Below are 18,109 nucleotides of genomic sequence, written 5' to 3'. Positions count from 1 at the left end.
ATTAAATACGTAAAGAGGTATGTACTTATGAGCAAAAAAACAAACATTCCCCGTTCACCGGGTAGACCCAAAACTGGTGTGGATCAAGCATCTGTGCAATCAAACATATTGATGACCGCGTCACGTCTATTTATGGAATACGGGTATGAACCCGTCTCTCTCCAGCAGATCGCTTCGTTATGTAATGTGACCAAAGCATCAATCTATTATCATTTCACCAGCAAAGCCGACCTGTTCACCGTTGCCATCACCCGCATGATGGCGATGGGCATGCAGCAGACTTCGCTCCGTCTGGATGAACCTGGTACGTTGCAAGAACGACTGGTTAAGGTTGCTGAAGCGAAGATGCAGCATTCCCATATTGAAACGGAGACCATGATGCGAGAAGCCGAGAAACATCTGGACACGGAGCAACTCGCTCAGATTCGGGAAGCAGAGGTTCGCATATTCGAAGTACTAGCTACCCATTTTCAGAAGGAGATGGATAATGGTTATTTGCGGGTCGGGAACCCTATGCTGCTTGCCCATGCATTTACGTCACTGCTGATGCTCGCAAACCGCGAAGATGTACGCAACATGAATGGCGGCAGCATTGAGGAACTCGCGCAGGAACTGGTGGCGCTATTTCTGGATGGAGCGGTTAAGCGGAACTAAAATATATAGCTGTATCTCAAAAGCAGTTATGTCAAAAAAACCATCGGGCGATGTAATGAACACACCTACCGATGGTTTATTGGTTGAAATCTAATCATGATTATAGGACTCTGCTCCTGAAAATTTTGAATTGATTCTGTAATTACTTACCTGTTACTTAGTCAACAGTGATATAAATAGATATATTAGGTCCATCACTACTATTCTCCGTATAGAATTTACCTTCACCCGTTGGTCTTCCGTTTTTAAACATGCCCACATAGACTAACTTACCGTTTAAGTACCCTTTACCTTTGCCGGTAATGGCTCCATTTTTAGCCTGCCCATCATAGATGATTACACCATCTTCGTACAATTTAATTTTGCCAGAATACGTGGGTACTCCTTTATCAAATGCACCAACATAGGCAATTTCTCCATATTGATATGCTTTACCTTGTCCCTGTGGCAAACCATTCTTAAACGTACCCTGATAGAACATTTCACCATATTCTGTATACCACTTACCTTGACCATGAAACGAACCATTCAAAAAATCGCCCTTATATTTAACCGTTCCATCTGGATAATATTCGATACCCTTACCTGAAGGAAGCCATGTTTCCTTATCCACCTTACCAACATAATTAAACTTTCCATTTGGGTAATAAGTCTTTCCCTGTCCATTAGAAATATCCGAGTACAGCTTTCCATCTGCGTTATACCTTTTTCCTTCATGAGGCATTCCCGCTACAAACTTACCTTCAAAGCTCTTCTTCCCATTTGGAAAGTAGGATATTCCTTTACCATTAGGAACACCATTTTTGACTTCTCCCACATATCTGTGTTTCTCACCAGAAAGAGTAATATAGATTTCTTTTTTCGCTGCTAAGACCTGTCCAGGTGAAGTAAACAGCGGTGTAACCAAAATTAAAAAAACAGTAAACCACTTCAAACAATTCTCTAACTTTCGCATTTCGTTAAATCCCCATTTCTATTCTTATAGAATCTATCGTCCTGCTAAGGTAAACTGATACGTCTCTTTAAGACTATGAATGTCTGGTTTACTACAACGCAGCTATGTATACAGTACAGCAAATCAAAATATGTAATTCGAGCAGAGTAATACGAATCTTCAAACTAGGTTTCTCTTCGACTTAGCAAGCACGACAATACTTATATCGACCATTATAGCTACAAGCATGAGAAAATATGGTAGAGTGTTGTTAATTATCTATTTCCCGTTGATTAATACGATACATAACATGAATAATACTAGCCTGGAAACTATAGGAGGAAATAACCATGTCACATTCAAAACCTTCCCCACGTATCCCACGTCTGCTGGAAACGTCGCGCATATATCTGCGTCCCTTCGAGATTACAGATGTGGATGCATACTTCCCCGGTCTGTTTGACGCCGAGATGCGTAGGCTGACGGGAACACAGAACAGTTTCACACGTGCTCAGGTTGAACGTTATGTTGAGAGCGCTGCACAAGATGACACCAGACTCATGCTACTTATTGCTTTGCAGGAAAATGACCAGATCATCGGAGATGTCGTCCTGATGGACATGCATGCCAAGAATCGCAGTGCACATATCCGGGTTGCCATCGATCAGGCGGAGCATCAAGGAAAAGGTTACGGTAGCGAGGCGTTGCTACTTATGCTGGACTACGGCTTCGGAATCTGTAACCTGCATCGAATCGAGCTTGAGGTGTACGCCTTCAACGAGCGAGCCATTCGCACTTATGAGAAGCTTGGATTCCAGCGCGAGGGTGTGAAGCGGGATGTCTTGTTCTACAATCATCAATACCATGATGCCATTCAGATGAGCATGCTGGAGGATGAGTTCAGGCAACGTCATATGAGAGATCAGCCAGAGAATGTTTAAGTTTTCGATCAGCTAAAATCAAACCAAAAAACCGGGGGATTTAATAACCCTCCCCGGTTAGAAACTTCAGATGACCCGTCAGCACCGAAAGCTCGGCGGGTGTCTTCATATACAATTCGCCATCCGTGTCAGCTGACATCGGCGCATCCGTCTTGACTTTTAACGTAGATGCCTTGAAGTATGAAATGCTCTCACTCTGAGGTTGCCATTCTCCCTCTGGCTTGTGCGACAGAATCTCTCGCAGCAGCGGAATGCCTGTCTCATGAATAATGAGCACGTCCAGTTCGCCATCCTGCAACGCATCCGGTGCAAAGGGTAATGCATTCGTTCCTAGAAAACGACCGTTGGCTGCATAGATCATCACCGCTTCGCCTTCCATCTCTTTCCCATCCGCCTCCAGTTGGTAACGAAATGGCTCTGTATGACTAATTGTCTGTAAAGTGCTGATAAAATAACTGAGCTTCCCCAGCGCGCCTTTCAGATTCTCGTTAATATTCTGCGAAGCATCACTGATCAAGCCAATGCCAAAAAAGTTCGTGAACACCCGATCATTAGCTCGTCCAACATCAATGGATACCACCCGACCCGCCAGCATTTCTTGTGCCGCAATCTCTGCATCCGGTGAAATCCCGAGTGAACGGGCAAAGTCATTACAGGTGCCTCCAGGCAATATACCAATCAACGGAGGATGTTGCAGATCAGCCAGTCCATTCACGCATTCATGCACCGTGCCATCCCCACCCAGGATAAACACCACATCGAATTGCTCCCCGCGTTCACGACACAACTTCTCTCCTTCACCAGCTTCATCCGTACGCACAATGACGAGTTCATGGACAGCGGGAGCCAGCACACCAGCCACAAGGCCCACTGTATTCTCACGATTGGCCTTGCCCGAATGATGATGATGAATTAACAATGCTTTGTTAAACTCCATCCCTCTTCCTCCATTCCGATGCTTGTTAACCTTTACCCACAAAGGTTGAAGCTGTAAACAAGCCCTTCGCTAAGTACTCATCATGATTCCAAATAGGTTTCCCAATCAGGTATGCATCCTAATCCTCATTCATTCGTAATAGCTATATAAGTTCAACTTAAGTATATTCACACTTGCCACTCCGATGCCAGAATAACCTTCCGATCGCTGTTATCCCCAGATTTTTCTGATTTACTTTTACAAAGGTGAAAATCTGGTGATAAGCGTATGCTTCCGATGTAGCTTTCTTTCAGAAAGCTTTTAGGCCAACACTTCGCTTCTTCAGGTTATTTCTGTCCTCTACGTTCTCGTGTAAATGTATAGTTAAACTTAAATAGATAACCCTTTTATCTAACTAGCCAATTCCTTGTTTAACCAGATGTATGCATGGAAAAAAGGGTTTCTCCGCACCTTAATGTCATAAGGCTGCAAATTTTGCTGGTGAGAACCCATTCAAATTGAGTCAAAACGGTTATATCTATACCATATACGAATGGAGGGATTCCCTATGATTCCGGCAACGTTGGAACAATTGGAGCAAGTTCGCAAGGAATGCCGTACCATGGTTCGCAAAAGAGCTACCGCTTCTGCCGGTACAACACTCGTTCCGCTGCCCGGTACAGACGTACTGGCTGATGTGGGGATGCTGATGCAGCTGTTGCCTGCCATTAACAATAAATTCGGATTATCACAAAAACAGCTGGACGGCATGGACCCCGAGACCAAATCCATGATCTATGGATTCGTGATGTCCATCGGAAGCAAAGTCATTGGTCGTATGATCACCAAGGAATTGGTGGTACAGGTTCTGAAAAGAGTCGGCGTACGCGTAGCCACCAAATCCGTCGCCAAATTTGTTCCTTTTGCAGGACAGGGATTGGCTGCCGCACTCAGCTTCACAGCCATGCGCTATGTAGGTAACAAACATGTAGATGACTGTTATGAGGTTGTCAAACGCATGATTGAGCAGCGCGAATTAATCCCGGGCGAACCCGCTCCGTCTGCGCTGGAGGAAGCTAACAGCGACGACGTGAAGGCAGAAGTAAGGTCGGTCTCGAGCAATGACACTGATGAACCTGCGAACGATTCTAAGGATCAGTAAAATGCGGGTCATGCTATGCCCAAACTGAGGCTTACAAAGTATCTTATGACTAATCTGGATGTCCCACTCGGTGAGCTTATGCTCGTATGCTTGTATCTAGATTGATGTACAATGAATTCAGAATATAAATAAACGGGACAAAGCAGTGTAGTTACACCGCTTCGTCCCGTTTTTATTTTTGCACGCATGGCATATGTAAGACAATTATGACTAAGGTTTATTAGAATATTTTAACGAACTCAGCACACTCTAATAGGCACAATTCCACAATTCCGGCGTTCTAACGAATCATAGACACTTTATTTCCGCATTCTGCAGTTTATTTTACCGCTTTGTGTTGCTTATCAGAGAAATAACATGTCTCAAGTTCGTTAGAATTGGGAGTGCTTGATAATCCTCCATATAAGGTGTCTACGATTCGTTAGCATGGACGAAGGATGAACCCTCATCCTGTCTGCACCTCACGCAAACAACTGAAAGACTGACGAGCACCACAACCCAATTACTATGCCAACGTTCCTTCATACCTTATAGATCCATCGTATCCAAACGAACACATTAGAATCGACTCCTCTGGATACACGACAAATAGCCGGGAGCACCCCTAAGAGTGCTCCCGGCTATTCTAGTTAGTTACAGTGTAATCAGATCGCCTGCGGTTGTTGCTCCGCAAACTGACTATTGTACAGATCCGCATAGAAGCCCTGACTTGCCATCAATTCATCATGATTACCCTGTTCAATCACGTTACCATGATCCATAACCAGGATCAGATCGGCGCCGCGAATGGTAGACAAACGGTGTGCAATGACAAAGCTCGTGCGATCCTTCATCAGATCATTCATTGCTTTCTGGATAAATACTTCGGTCCGTGTATCCACGCTACTCGTCGCTTCATCCAGAATGAGGATGGCCGGGTTCGCCAGAATCGCTCTTGCAATGGTCAGCAACTGTTTCTGCCCTTGAGAGATGTTCGACGCCTCTTCATTCAGCACCGTATCATAACCATCAGGCAGTGTACGGATAAAGTGATCCGCATGTGCCGCAACGGCTGCCTTAATTACATCGTCTTCCGTAGAACCTTCTCGACCATAGGCGATGTTGTCCCGAATCGTTCCGTTGAACAACCAGGTATCCTGAAGCACCATGCCGAACAGACTGCGCAGCTTACCACGCTCCATGTCCTTAATGTCTGCACCGTCAATCGTAATCCGACCATCCTGAATTTCGTAGAAACGCATTAATAGGTTGATCAGGGTGGTTTTACCGGCTCCCGTTGGTCCAACAATGGCTACCGTCTGTCCCGGTTTTACATCAATATTCATGTTATGAATGAGCAGTTCATTTTCTTTATATCCAAAATTAACACCTTGGAATGCAACCGCACCTTTAGGCTGCTGTAGTTGCACGGGTTGTTTGGACTCCGGAACTTCTTCCTCTTCATCCAGCAACTCGAATACTCGTTCTGCCGAAGCAATCGTTGATTGAATGATATTGGAGATATTTGCAATCTGGTTAATCGGTTGTGTGAATTGACGGGAGTACTGTGTGAAGGCCAGAATATCCCCGATAGAGATCGATCCGCGTGTAACAAAAATCCCACCAACCACACAGATCAGCACATAACCCAAGTTACCTACGAAACTCATGAGCGGCATAATAATACCCGAGATAAACTGGGCTTTCCAGCCGGATTCATACAGTTCTTCATTGACCTTCTCAAATTGCTGTACGGATTGTTCTTCGCGTCCAAATGCTTTGACGACCTTGTGTCCCGTGTACATCTCTTCGACATGACCATTCAGTTCCCCAAGGGATTTCTGTTGACCCGCAAAGTGTTTTTGCGAACGAGATGCAACCAGCATGACAACAACTACACTGAGTGGCAACGTCAAAATCGTGATCAGCGTCATCCATGGACTAATCGTCAGCATCATGATAATTACGCCGACAATTGTGACGATGGACGTAATGAACTGTGCCAAACTTTGCTGAAGTGTATTACTGATATTGTCCACGTCATTCGTGGCACGGCTAAGTGTCTCCCCAGTTGTGCGGGAGTCAAAATATTTCAAAGGAAGACGTCCAACCTTCGCACTGATCTGCTCACGCATGTCATACACAACACGTTGGGCCACACCGGCCATCAGGTATTGCTGAACATACATAAATGCAGCACTGAATAGATAGAGTCCGCCAAGCAGGTATAACACTTTCATCAATGCAGGAAAATCAATCCCGGCTCCCTGTACACCCTGAAGGATGGCAATGGCGCCTTTACTGAGAATATCCGTTCCTTCGGCCATAACTTTTGGACTGATGATGCTGAATACGGTACTCAAAATGGCTGCAACCAGCACACCTAGCAGACGAGAACTATGGGGCTGGAGATAACGAATCAAGCGACGCAGTGTGCCTTTGAAATCTTTTGCTTTCTCAGCGGGAGGTCGCATGCCCATTCCGGGACCTGGACCCGGCCCACCATGGGGACGAGGCGACTTACGTTCTGTACGTTCACTCATGCGATCTCCTCCTCTGTCAGCTGGGAGGATACAATCTCGCGATACACTTCATTGTGCTCCAGCAGCTCTTTATGTGTTCCTGAACCGACAATTCGGCCCTCATCCATAACCAGAATGCGATCTGCATCCATTACTGTACTTACGCGTTGCGCAACAATCAGCACAGCCGCTTCTGTCGTTTCGGACTTCAGCGCAGCACGAAGTTTAGCATCCGTTTTGAAATCGAGAGCAGAGAAACTGTCATCAAAGATATAAACTTCCGGACGGCGAACAAGTGCGCGAGCGATGGACAGACGTTGCTTTTGTCCACCAGATACGTTGTTACCACCTTGTGCGATAAGGCTGTCATATCCCTCTTTCATCTCGGTAATGAAGTTCTCCGCCTGAGCCGTGCGGGCCGCATGAACAACTTCATCCATTGTGGCATCATCTTTCCCGTGACGAATATTCTCCGTAATCGTACCCGTAAAGAGGACTGCTTTTTGTGGTACAAAGCCAATTTTGGCACGCAGATCTTCCTGCCGAATTTCACGCACATCCGTACCATTTACCCGAACACTGCCTTCGGTCACATCATAAAATCGTGGAATAAGGCTGAGCAATGTCGATTTCCCAGAACCCGTACCACCGATAATGGCTGTTGTCTCACCTGAGCGAGCTGTGAAGGAGATATTGGACAAAGCTGGATTCTCTGCGCCCGGATAACGGAAAGTTACATTATCAAACTCAATCATACCCTGCATGGATTTCATACCACGAGGCTGCTCGGGATTGCTAAGATCCGGCTGCATATCAAGTACTTCGTTGATCCGTTCTGCCGATGCTGAAGCTCTTGGAATCATGACAAAGATCATCGAAACCATAATCAGTGAGAACATGATCTGCATTGCATATTGGATGAAGGCAATCAATGCACCGATGTTCATATTACCAGTGTCGATCCGCATTCCACCAAAATAAAGGATGGCAATCATCGAAAAGTTCATAACCAGCATCATCACAGGCATGATGGTCGCCATGAGCACATTAACTTTGATCGATGAATCTCTCAGTTCTGTATTGGCCCCGTTAAAGCGCACTTTCTCATGCTCCCCACGGTTAAAGGAACGAACAACCCGAATCCCTGTTAACTGCTCACGTAGCACCAGATTGAGTCGGTCCAGCTTTTTCTGAATGGTTTTGAACAAAGGTAAACCCTTGGCACCAATCAGCGCAATAGCTCCACCGAGTACCGGAAGCACGACCAGGAAAATCGTAGATAATTTGGCGTCCTGAGATACCGCCATGAAGATACCCCCGATACACATGAGCGGAGCCATAATCATCATGCGCAGCATCATCGTAAGTACATTCTGTACCTGCGTGATGTCATTCGTCGTACGCGTAATCAGTGAAGCAGTCCCCATCTTATCGAACTCCTGGAGCGAGAAATTCTCCACATGGCGGAATACTCTGCTACGCAGTTGTTTGGCAAATCCACCCGCTGTTCTAGATGAGAGATAACTGGCGATCACCGAACACGCTGTTCCGCCAATCGCGATGACCAACATCCATCCACCAATCTGCCAGATATACGGAATATCCCCTTTAATGATGCCGTAATTCACAATATCTGCCATTAACGTGGGCAAGTACAATTCAGCAAGCGACTGAAACAGTACCAACACCAGAATAAAAATAATCGGAATTTGGTATGGCTTCAGCATGCGAAACAGTTTCATCATGGCTTATCATCTCCTCTTGTCGAATCATCCTTTTGTAAGGAAGTTAATGTATCAAAAAAGGTGTATACCTTTGTCAACAACTCAGCCAGCTGAGTACTGTCTTGCTCACCCAAATGCTCAACTAACTTATTGAATATTTCCATGCGTTCTTGGTGAGCAGCCCGAATAATTTCACGACCTGCTTCAGTAATCGTGATGCGGACAGCACGGCGATCCTCCGGGTCCATCGTCCGTTTGACCAGCCCCTCATCTTCAAGGCCACGAATAACAGGTGTAATGGTCGGTGACTTCACTCGTAGCAATGCGCTGATTTCCGAGACTTTCATCCCGGGGTGATTGGATTCGATCGTGTCATTGAAATCAGGCGGATTGTCCTGCCAGTTCAATTGTTCTCCCGGATGCATCCCGTGGAGTAAACAACCCAGCACCATAATTTCATTGTGATTGCGCCCATGAGGTTTATGTTGCCTCCATTTGCCTTTATTAAACTGCATAATGGAGTACAAAAGCTTCTGAGCGACCGGATCTATACCAGTCATAATGGGTCCCTCCTTCTTTCTTTATCATTCCATAGACATCCAACATCATAGGACATCTATTAAATAGTAGTACAATTAAATAGATGCACAATTAATTAGGTGTACTAAGTATATTATCGTAAGAAGCCAATGTCAAACATCTAAAAATAACCAATATAAATCCATAACCAAGAGCCTACACGCGCTTGATTATGAGTTTTGTCATTTGACCTCCATTGGAGCCCGCTATACTTATTATGTGCAATTCCATGAATTCAACTTACAAAGAAACTCCCATTCTATACTCCGGTGGATGATGACCCGGGAGTAAGAAATGGGAGCATTTTTATTACGATTGAAAATTAGAAACCAGAGAATCTCCTTAATCGCATAACATGAACATGATTAGGTACGTTTGTTAATCATCAGGACTGTGAAGCAGAGACTGTTTTAAGCACTGAGGCAAACGGGAAATATTCTTTTGCATTGTTGTAGGCAATGCCCTGTACGATCTGACCGAGCAACTCCATATCCTGCGGTGCCTCCCCTTGTTCGGCCCATTCACCGATGAGGTTGCAGACCAGACGACGGAAATACTCATGCCGGGTGTAGGACAGGAAGCTGCGTGAATCGGTCAGCATGCCGACAAATCGGCTGAGCAGACCAACATTCGCTAGGGCTTTCATCTGAGCGAGCATGCCATCCTTCGTATCATTGAACCACCAGGCGGCACCAAGCTGGATTTTGCCTGGAATACCCCCGCCCTGGAAGCTGCCGATGATCGCCGCGAGCACTTCGTTGTCCCTTGGATTCAGAGAATACAGAATCGTTTTGGGCAGTGCTTGTTGTTGCTCCAACGCGTCGAGCAATCCAATCATCGCTGCGGAAAGCGGCGTATCATTCACGGCATCGTAACCAGTATCCGGCCCAAGTTTGGCAAACATCCGTGTGTTGTTGTTACGGGCTGCATTAATGTGGAACTGCATCACCCAGCCCCGATCTGCATACAGTTTGCCAAGGAACGTCAGCGTTACCGTCTTGTACTTGTCCTCTTCCTCACGAGTTACCTTCTGACCCGCAAGTACCTTTGCAAAGATGGCAGCTGCTTCTTCGCGTGTAGCCACGCCGTAAGGAACATAATCAAGTGCATGGTCAGAGACTCTGCCGCCGACGGAATGGAAAAATTCCACACGTGACTCCAGCGCAGCAAGGAAGGATTCATAATCTGAAATGGCAGTGCCAGATGCCTGCGACAGCTTGCCCACCCATTCCACGAAGGTATCCCGGTTCAATTCCAAGCCTTTATCCGGGCGGAAAGAAGGTAATACCGCCGTATCAAAGCCTTCGATTTCCTGAATTTTCAGATGATACTCCAGAGAATCCGTTGGATCATCGGTTGTGCACACAACAGTGACATTGGATTTGGTAATCAGATCGCGTGCACCGAATCCGTCACTGTTCAGTTTGGCATTTACTTTTTCCCAGATGGCCGGTGCGCTTGTCTCATTCAATACTTCGTAGACGCCGAAATATCGCTGTAATTCCAGATGAGACCAGGCGTACAGTGGATTACCAATCATCATCGGTACCGTTTTGGCATAAGCCATGAAACGATCGTAATCGGTTACTCCCTCGCCGCCGGTCACATATTGCTCTTCAATTCCGTTTGCGCGCATGAGCCGCCACTTATAGTGATCACCGTATAACCAAGCCTCTGTAAGATTGCCAAAGGTTTTGTTCTCGTAGATCTCCTGAGGACTGAGGTGGCAATGATAATCAATAATGGGCATGTCTTTGGCATAATCCTCATATAACTTGATCGCCGTTTCATTGTGCAGCAAAAATTGTTCATCCAGAAAAGATTTCATTCGCCTCGCACGCTCCCTTTAGGTGAGTTTACGTTCATATGGGTTCACTTCCCATCTTTACGCTACACTGTTTATCATCAAAGTTCAATATAAAATGATAGCGTTATCAAAAAAGGTTGATTTAGGCATATATTCGGGAACAAGGTATACTGGATTTAACGCAAGGATGCTGATCTGAAGATCACACAAGGAGATGAAATGAATTGAAAATCACTTTTCTCGGCACTGGAGATATGTTCAGCGTGGAGCAGCACCACAATAGTATGTTGGCTGAATTCGGAGACACGCATCTGGTCATTGATTTTCCAGAATCAAATGCTAAAGCACTCAAGGAATATGGATTCGCCATGACCGATATCCACAACGTGTTCATTACTCATTTGCATGAAGATCATATTAACGGTGTACAAATGCTGGGTTATTACGCACAGATCGTAGGCGATCGCAAACCTCGTCTGTTCATCCACGAACAATTGGTAGATCCGCTCTGGAACATTCTATCCCCCGGCATGCGCTACACAACGGATGGTGAACGTACCATGAGCGATTACTACGATGTCGTTCCCCTGCCAGATGGAGGCACATTCGAACTGGGCGGCGTGACGTTCGAGACGTTTCGGACCCAACATGTTCCCGGTATGGTCAGCAATGGACTTCTCGCCAAACCTTACTTCTATTACAGTGCAGACAGTACACTGGACCAGGCACGGGTGGAGCAAGTTGCCGCTGATGTGCAGCTGATTTTCCATGAATGTCATATGCACGATCTGGTCATCAAATCCCATACTTCATTGAAGGATCTGGAGCAGTTACCCGCGGAAGTGAGACAGAAAACCGTACTGATGCATTATCATGACGAGTACGCGGATGCGGACAAACGGAAACAATTCAACCGCGAGTATGATCTGCGGATGGTTGGCACGTTGGAATCATTTGAACTGGAGTAGGTAAACGGAAAGAGGGCATCGGATATTATCTTATTTGATCTATATTCTAATGGAGGTCATTGCTATGGAATATCGAATTGAACAAGGTTACTTTCTGATATATTCTCCTGCAAGAAGCACCAGTAGTGGAGACATCATGGTGGTTAAATTACTGGAAAGACCCTTTAAGGATAGAGTTGAATTCCTCATTAACAGCAAAAACTATCAGTGTACTACACACCATGAATACTTAAACTTTGAGCCAACTTCTCATCATAAACCTGAGAAGCCTGGAGCATTTTCAATGGAACGAAGTGAGTTCAATCGAATGTGGGATACGATGAATCAGTATTTTGAAAAGTAATAACCTTACTATCTCAAATAGATAACCGGCAGCGTCTACTCAGATTCCTCATACGGAACTGGCGGATGTTGCCTTTCTATTAATCTAATCTCTCTCCAATGACTTCATATACTCAATCGTCCTTGGAGACGGCTCGGCCTGAACATGAAAATAATCTTCCGTTCGCTGATCATTTGGGCCATAGGAAATTTTGATATACATATCTGCATAATGCTGGAGGATATTGCTGTCGATCTCCGCCTTTGGTTTCAAGACATAACTTCTGCTCAGACTCAATCCAAGCGGTTCCTTGTCAGACTCTAAACTAATCTCGTGTGTATTGCTCACATTGGAATGAAATAACTCTCCGGCATCTATTCGATTTATCATGTTGGGATCGAGGGTGAAGGACTGAATGACATTAACCATGGGCACCCGAGCCTCATTCACCAAAATCTCATAAGTAATCCGATCAACTCCGGATGCATGACTCACATCCACCGTTGCTGTCAAATTATAATCATCTGGCGAGTTCGTCTGAAAAGACTCAAGGTTCTTCGTAACCCGCTCATTCAAATCTCTTCGCTCCGAATTCAACGTATACTCATCGGTTCGCTTCGGTTCACCCGTTGGCCCCTGGTTTGGTCCCAAACTGCAAGCCCCCAGACACACGGCTATTACACATAGGTACATGACCAACGGGAAGAAACGGTTCATCTCTCTTTTGGGACTCATGCCGCCCCTCCTCTTCTCCATCTTCTGCAAAAAATATCGCTTATTACGTTCTCTCATTTTGTTTTCTAACACTCCATATTTGGATTATTGTACCATGTATTAAGATGTGGAACCGAACTGTTTCTTTCTCATTCCATGTTTTTACTTACAGCAATGATTCGTTTGCCTATGGTGAGCCTCAACCCACGTTAAGCTAACGAATCTGAGAGGCCTTATTCGGCTGAAATCCGAGTTACCAGTATTCTAACGAATCTCAAACGCGTTAATCAGGTGATGTTGCTCCAATTGGCGCTATTTCAATCGTTTTTGAGAGTAATAAGGTTACTGAGATTCGTTAGAATTCCAATAACGCTAATTCAGTGCAAATAAGGTGCCCTCGGTTCGTTAGGATGGAGTTTTAGTTGTACCTAGAGAAATGCAAAAAACCACCTGGACACAGGTATACTTGCTCTCCTGTTCAGATGGTTTAACGATCTATATATACTGTTTTTATACGGTCGGTATACTGTTTTCATATCAATCCGTGTACCTTTTCTTATCCTGCATGGCACATGCCGTTACTCAGCGTCAGCGCAGTCCTCATTCTGTTCAGGAAGAGCCCATACCGAGACGCCTCCACCGCACACATGGAAGGTGGCCCAGCCGTCTTCCTCAATGGTAATCTGATCATCACAGCTCTTCGTCAGATCCACCCAGACTTCACCAGCACGATGCTCTCCGATGAACATTCTCTTCTCACCGTCATCCCCGTTGGAGATGACCACTGCACAACCGGAACCTTCGATTTCCTCTACGCCACGACGTACCCAGCCAATCGTATTCGCGTGATCGAAGTAATCTTCCTGCTCTCCATACGCCTTGTTGCAACGGGCAGACAGCAGAATGTCCAAAATCTCTTTTTTGCCATCCACAGGTTCAGGTCCACCAATACCATAATAATCCCCGTAAAATACAACCGGATAACCATCGCGACGTAATAGCGTCAACGCATAAGCGCTCGGCTTAAACCAATCACCAATCCATGATTCCAACGCTTCATGAGGTTGGGAGTCATGGTTATCTACGAAGGTTACCGCATGGGTAGGATGTGTCTGCACCAAGGTATCATCAAAAATTTTGGAGAGATCAAAGTCTCTACCTGCAAGCGAAGCCTCATGCAACTTGTAGTGAAGAGACACGTCAAACAGGTCGATCTGATAGTCTACCGTATCGAGGAATTCACGACATGCATCCAGGTTTGAATTCCAGAACTCGCCTACGATGTAGAAATCCTGACCGCGTTTGCGGATCATCTCTGCTGCGAATTCCTTAATGAATTCATGGTTGATATGCTTAATCGCATCCAGCCGGAACCCACCGCACTGAAGGGTATCGATCAGCCATTTCCCCCAATCGATCATCTCGCGCCGAACATCCGGGTGGTTATAATCTATATTGGCGAACATCAGATAGTCATAGTTACCAAACTCATCATCGACATTCTCATTCCATTTTTTATTCTCTCCTGCGATGCGGAATACACCTGTTCGTTCTCCCTTGGCATCAAAGTCCGTGCCGTTGAAGTGTTCAGAGTTCCATTTAAAAGAGGAGTATTGATCCCCGCGACCCGGGAATGTGAATTTGGTCCAGCCCTCAATCTCAAACGGCTCAGAAATTTCCTTCGTTCGATCATTGGGATCAACCTCAATCACTTTAAAAACTTCCGTCTCATCTGCTCCGGCCTTGTGATTCATAACCAAATCCACATAGACGGCGATTCCGTTCTTCTGACACTCAGCAATGGCCTCCACCAGTTCCTGCTTGGTGCCATATTTGGTCCGTACGGTACCCTTTTGATCAAATTCGCCCAGATCGTACAGATCATATACACCATAACCTGTATCTTCTGCTGACACTGCCTTGGTTACGGGTGGCACCCATACGGAGTCAATGCCTTTGGCTTTCAGTTCCGGGGCCATTTCAGCCAGTCGCTTCCAATGATCTCCGTCTGCAGCCAGGTGCCATTCAAAAAACTGCATCATGGTATGATTTCTCTTCATTATAACCGACCTCCTTGATTGCTTTCGAAGCGGACCGCGGAACGGATAGGGTAATCGCCGTTGTTCGTTCGTTGCTAACCAAGTTATAACCCTTTCACCCTACCCTTCAATCATATAAAGGAAAGAAAATCAAAAAATATATGCTGTATAAGCTTAACAAAGATTATTTACACTGACACTACGATGACAGAATAACCTTCCAATCGCTGTTATCCCCAGATTTTTTGATTCCCTTTTTTGAAGGGGAAAATCCGAGGATAGCGTATGCTTCCGATGCAGCTTTCTTTCAGAAAGCTTTTAGGCGAACGCTTCGCTTTTTCAGGTTTTTTCTGTCCTCTCCGTTATCGTGTAAATGATTAGTTCAACTTATATACATGCATCATTTCATTCATAGTTCTTTCATCAAATTCGTTTATAGTCCCGCCACTCCTCGGGCAGCAAGGAACGATACGGTTCCTGGATAAAACGATCATCGACCAGCACCAACACACCCCTGTCTTCTTCTGTCCGAATCAGCCGTCCACCCGCCTGCAGCACCTTATTCATACCCGGGAAAATATAGGCGTAATTGAATCCGTTGCGTCCTGTCCGATCATAGTAATCACGTAATACGTTGTTCTCCAGACCAATCTGCGGCAACCCCGCACCTACCACAACAACGCCATTCAAGCGATCGCCTGGCAGATCGACACCCTCAGAGAATACGCCACCCATGACGGCAAATACCAAGCGTGTTCGTTCAGGATTCGGCTGAAATCCATCCAAAAACTGCTCCCGTTCCAGTTCGTTCATGCCCTGCTTCTGTATGACCGTATCCGCTTCATTCGGAAGCTGTGCATAGGTTTCATATATCTCGCGCATATAAGGGTAGGAAGGGAAGAAGACCATCAGATTGCTGCGCGGCCATTCACTTACCAGCTGTTGCAGCATCTCCGCAATGGGTCGCCGGGACTGTTCCCTGTCCTTATAACGCACGGATAAGGGCAGAAGTCTCACATCCAATTGTTCGCGCTGAAATGGTGATGGAATCTGCAATGTATAATCCTCTTCCTCTGCACCCAGCATATCCCGATAATAGCGAAGGGGTGACAATGTAGCTGAGAAATGAATGAGCGAGCGGAATCCTTTGGCCGTCTGACGAAGCAGTACCGAAGGATCGAGACAGAATAACTTCACTCTCACTTCACTTCGAACACACTCTGCATACGTAATAAAACGTTCATCATACAGCTTGGCAATACGCAGGAAATTCTGTGCTGTGAAGTAGGCATCCAACAGCAACTGATCCGTCTCGGCATTCCCTGAACCACCTTCAACAAGACATTGCTCCGCAACCATGACAAAAGGCTCCAGTCGTTCAATCAGTTCCTCCGGTGCTTCCTGCTGGATGATCTTTCCTTCTTCTCCACCGTTTTTCCGAAGGGTAATCAGATACTTATCAATGGCCCCGGTGTAGTCAACAATGGCTTTGGCAGCAGGCACACTGCTGTCCAGCGACTGGAACTCTCTTTTCACATCCAGAAATACTGCCTTCTCCAGCTCAGCGGAAAACATCATTCGGCCACGATCGACCAGATTATGAGCCTCGTCCACCAATAACACCGTCTTGCGTTTCTGCTCCTCCAACATTCTTTTCAGAGAGATCCTCGGATCGAAAATATAGTTATAATCGCAGATCACCGCATCGGCTGCATACGCCGCATCCAGTGAAAACTCAAACGGGCACACCCGATGTTTGCGCGCATACCGCTCGATGACCGGACGTGTCATCAACGTCTCATGTTCCAGCATGTCCAGCACAGCACCGTTAATACGGTCATAATACCCTTCACACATGCCGCATTGCCCCGTATCACAAGCTTCTTCTTCTTTAAAACAAATCTTGTCCTTCGCGGTCAGACTGATCACATGCATCTTCAATCCTTCCGATTGCATCCGGGCAAAAGCTTCTTCTGCCGCCACCCGTGTCGTCGTCCTCGCGGTCAGATAGAACAATCGGCTCGCTTCGCCTTCGCCAATCGCTTTGACCGTGGGGAACAGTACGGACATCGTTTTACCAATGCCTGTTGGTGCTTTGGCCATCAATCCCTGGCCTTCACGAATGGTCTTGTACACGGCTCCTGCCAGCTTCCGCTGTCCCTCCCGGTATTTGCGAAAAGGAAACGGCAGCTCTTTCACACTGATATCACGCTTTTCTTCATATGCAGCGATCATCTCTGCATATGGCGCATAACCGGCAATCACTTCTGCCGCAAACTGCTCCAGTTCCTGTCGTTCTGCCATTCGGCGAAACCGTCTTTCTTCATGGGTAACCGAATGCACATACGTCAACTGAACTTGCATACGTGGTTCGTCTTGCTGAACGGCGTACATGTAGGCATACATCATGGCCTGCGCCCAATGCACGGGAAGCCCCTCACCCAGATCATCCAGATTGCCCGCAGTTGATTTGATCTCATCCACCGTCAACTGACCCTCCAACCGGATCAGGCCATCACATCGTCCCTCCACCACATAGGTCAGATCCCCATGTTGAATCTCAGCTTCGAGCACAATCTCTTTTAAATCCTCTTCCGTGTACTCCTTCTGTACCCGCTGATGAATTCGAGTTCCCTCCTGCATCGAGGCATTGGTCCGGAACCCTGGACGTATGCTGCCACTGCGGTACACATACTCCACCAAAGGTCTAACCGATATCCGAATTGTTGTTGTCATACGATCACCCGTTCTGTTTGTAGTGATTATACTTTATCATGAAAAGACGTACTCAAACCAGTTGATCCGCCGATTGGACTCGCACAATCCCATATGCTATGTTGAGATAGAA

14 protein-coding genes are annotated in these 18,109 nt (G+C 46.1%); 5 read left to right on the top strand and 9 right to left on the bottom strand.

Annotated elements, in window-relative coordinates:
* Positions 1-27 precede the first annotated feature (27 nt).
* Positions 28-654 (top strand): TetR/AcrR family transcriptional regulator, encoded by a 627-nt coding sequence (locus CXK86_RS05970; RefSeq protein ID WP_036612891.1) that lies wholly within the window; start codon positions 28-30, stop codon positions 652-654.
* Between the two features lie 157 nt (positions 655-811).
* Here CXK86_RS05970 and CXK86_RS05965 read toward each other — a convergent pair whose 3' ends face one another.
* Entirely contained in the window at positions 812-1,609 is a 798-nt protein-coding gene (locus CXK86_RS05965) for an MORN repeat-containing protein (protein ID WP_101313523.1), read from the bottom strand.
* Between the two features lie 329 nt (positions 1,610-1,938).
* Between CXK86_RS05965 and CXK86_RS05960 the strand changes: the two genes are divergently transcribed.
* Complete coding sequence (locus tag CXK86_RS05960; protein WP_101313522.1) at positions 1,939-2,529, top strand: GNAT family N-acetyltransferase; 591 nt, start codon at positions 1,939-1,941, stop codon at positions 2,527-2,529.
* A 40-nt stretch (positions 2,530-2,569) separates the two neighbouring features.
* On the opposite strand, the gene CXK86_RS05955 is transcribed toward CXK86_RS05960, so the two are convergent.
* Positions 2,570-3,466 carry a diacylglycerol/lipid kinase family protein gene (locus tag CXK86_RS05955; protein ID WP_076328679.1) on the bottom strand — a complete coding sequence of 299 codons (897 nt, stop codon included), beginning with the start codon at positions 3,464-3,466 and terminating at the stop codon, positions 2,570-2,572.
* 547 nt (positions 3,467-4,013) lie between these two features.
* Here CXK86_RS05955 and CXK86_RS05950 point away from each other — a divergent pair.
* Positions 4,014-4,607 carry a hypothetical protein gene (locus tag CXK86_RS05950; protein WP_036612896.1) on the top strand — a complete coding sequence of 198 codons (594 nt, stop codon included), beginning with the start codon at positions 4,014-4,016 and terminating at the stop codon, positions 4,605-4,607.
* A gap of 644 nt (positions 4,608-5,251) precedes the next feature.
* Here the strand turns inward: CXK86_RS05950 and CXK86_RS05945 are convergent.
* From CXK86_RS05945 to uxaC, 4 genes are all read right to left on the bottom strand, one after another.
* Positions 5,252-7,129, bottom strand: a complete 1,878-nt coding sequence (locus CXK86_RS05945) for an ABC transporter ATP-binding protein (protein ID WP_076319302.1) — start codon at positions 7,127-7,129, stop codon at positions 5,252-5,254.
* Positions 7,126-8,853, bottom strand: coding sequence for an ABC transporter ATP-binding protein (locus tag CXK86_RS05940; protein ID WP_101313521.1), 1,728 nt, complete (start codon positions 8,851-8,853; stop codon positions 7,126-7,128). Before CXK86_RS05940 ends, CXK86_RS05945 begins: the two co-directional genes overlap by 4 nt.
* The gene (locus CXK86_RS05935) at positions 8,850-9,392 is read right to left on the bottom strand and encodes a MarR family winged helix-turn-helix transcriptional regulator (RefSeq protein WP_036612904.1); all 543 of its coding nucleotides are present in this window, start codon (positions 9,390-9,392) and stop codon (positions 8,850-8,852) included. The genes CXK86_RS05940 and CXK86_RS05935 overlap by 4 nt, the downstream gene beginning before the upstream one ends.
* 404 nt (positions 9,393-9,796) lie before the next feature.
* The gene (uxaC, locus tag CXK86_RS05930) at positions 9,797-11,239 is read right to left on the bottom strand and encodes a glucuronate isomerase (protein ID WP_101313520.1); all 1,443 of its coding nucleotides are present in this window, start codon (positions 11,237-11,239) and stop codon (positions 9,797-9,799) included.
* Positions 11,240-11,442: 203 nt separating this feature from the next.
* Here uxaC and CXK86_RS05925 point away from each other — a divergent pair, with 203 nt between their 5' ends.
* Positions 11,443-12,186: an MBL fold metallo-hydrolase gene (locus tag CXK86_RS05925; protein WP_101313519.1), complete on the top strand. Its 744-nt coding sequence runs from the start codon at positions 11,443-11,445 to the stop codon at positions 12,184-12,186.
* 64 nt (positions 12,187-12,250) lie between these two features.
* The gene (locus CXK86_RS05920) at positions 12,251-12,529 is read left to right on the top strand and encodes a hypothetical protein (protein ID WP_101313518.1); all 279 of its coding nucleotides are present in this window, start codon (positions 12,251-12,253) and stop codon (positions 12,527-12,529) included.
* Positions 12,530-12,613: 84 nt separating this feature from the next.
* Here CXK86_RS05920 and CXK86_RS05915 read toward each other — a convergent pair whose 3' ends face one another.
* The 3 genes from CXK86_RS05915 to CXK86_RS05905 all read right to left on the bottom strand — a co-directional run bounded on the left by CXK86_RS05915 (position 12,614) and on the right by CXK86_RS05905 (position 17,997).
* Entirely contained in the window at positions 12,614-13,243 is a 630-nt protein-coding gene (locus tag CXK86_RS05915) for a hypothetical protein (RefSeq protein ID WP_101313517.1), read from the bottom strand.
* Between the two features lie 557 nt (positions 13,244-13,800).
* Positions 13,801-15,282, bottom strand: coding sequence for an alpha-amylase (locus CXK86_RS05910; RefSeq protein ID WP_076328674.1), 1,482 nt, complete (start codon positions 15,280-15,282; stop codon positions 13,801-13,803).
* A 402-nt stretch (positions 15,283-15,684) separates the two neighbouring features.
* Entirely contained in the window at positions 15,685-17,997 is a 2,313-nt protein-coding gene (locus tag CXK86_RS05905; protein ID WP_101313516.1) for an ATP-dependent DNA helicase, read from the bottom strand.
* Between the last annotated feature and the right edge of the window lie 112 nt (positions 17,998-18,109).

Source organism: Paenibacillus sp. BGI2013, from assembly GCF_002843485.1.
GTDB lineage: Bacteria > Bacillota > Bacilli > Paenibacillales > Paenibacillaceae > Paenibacillus > Paenibacillus amylolyticus.
This window is presented reverse-complemented; position numbering and strand designations above follow the sequence as displayed.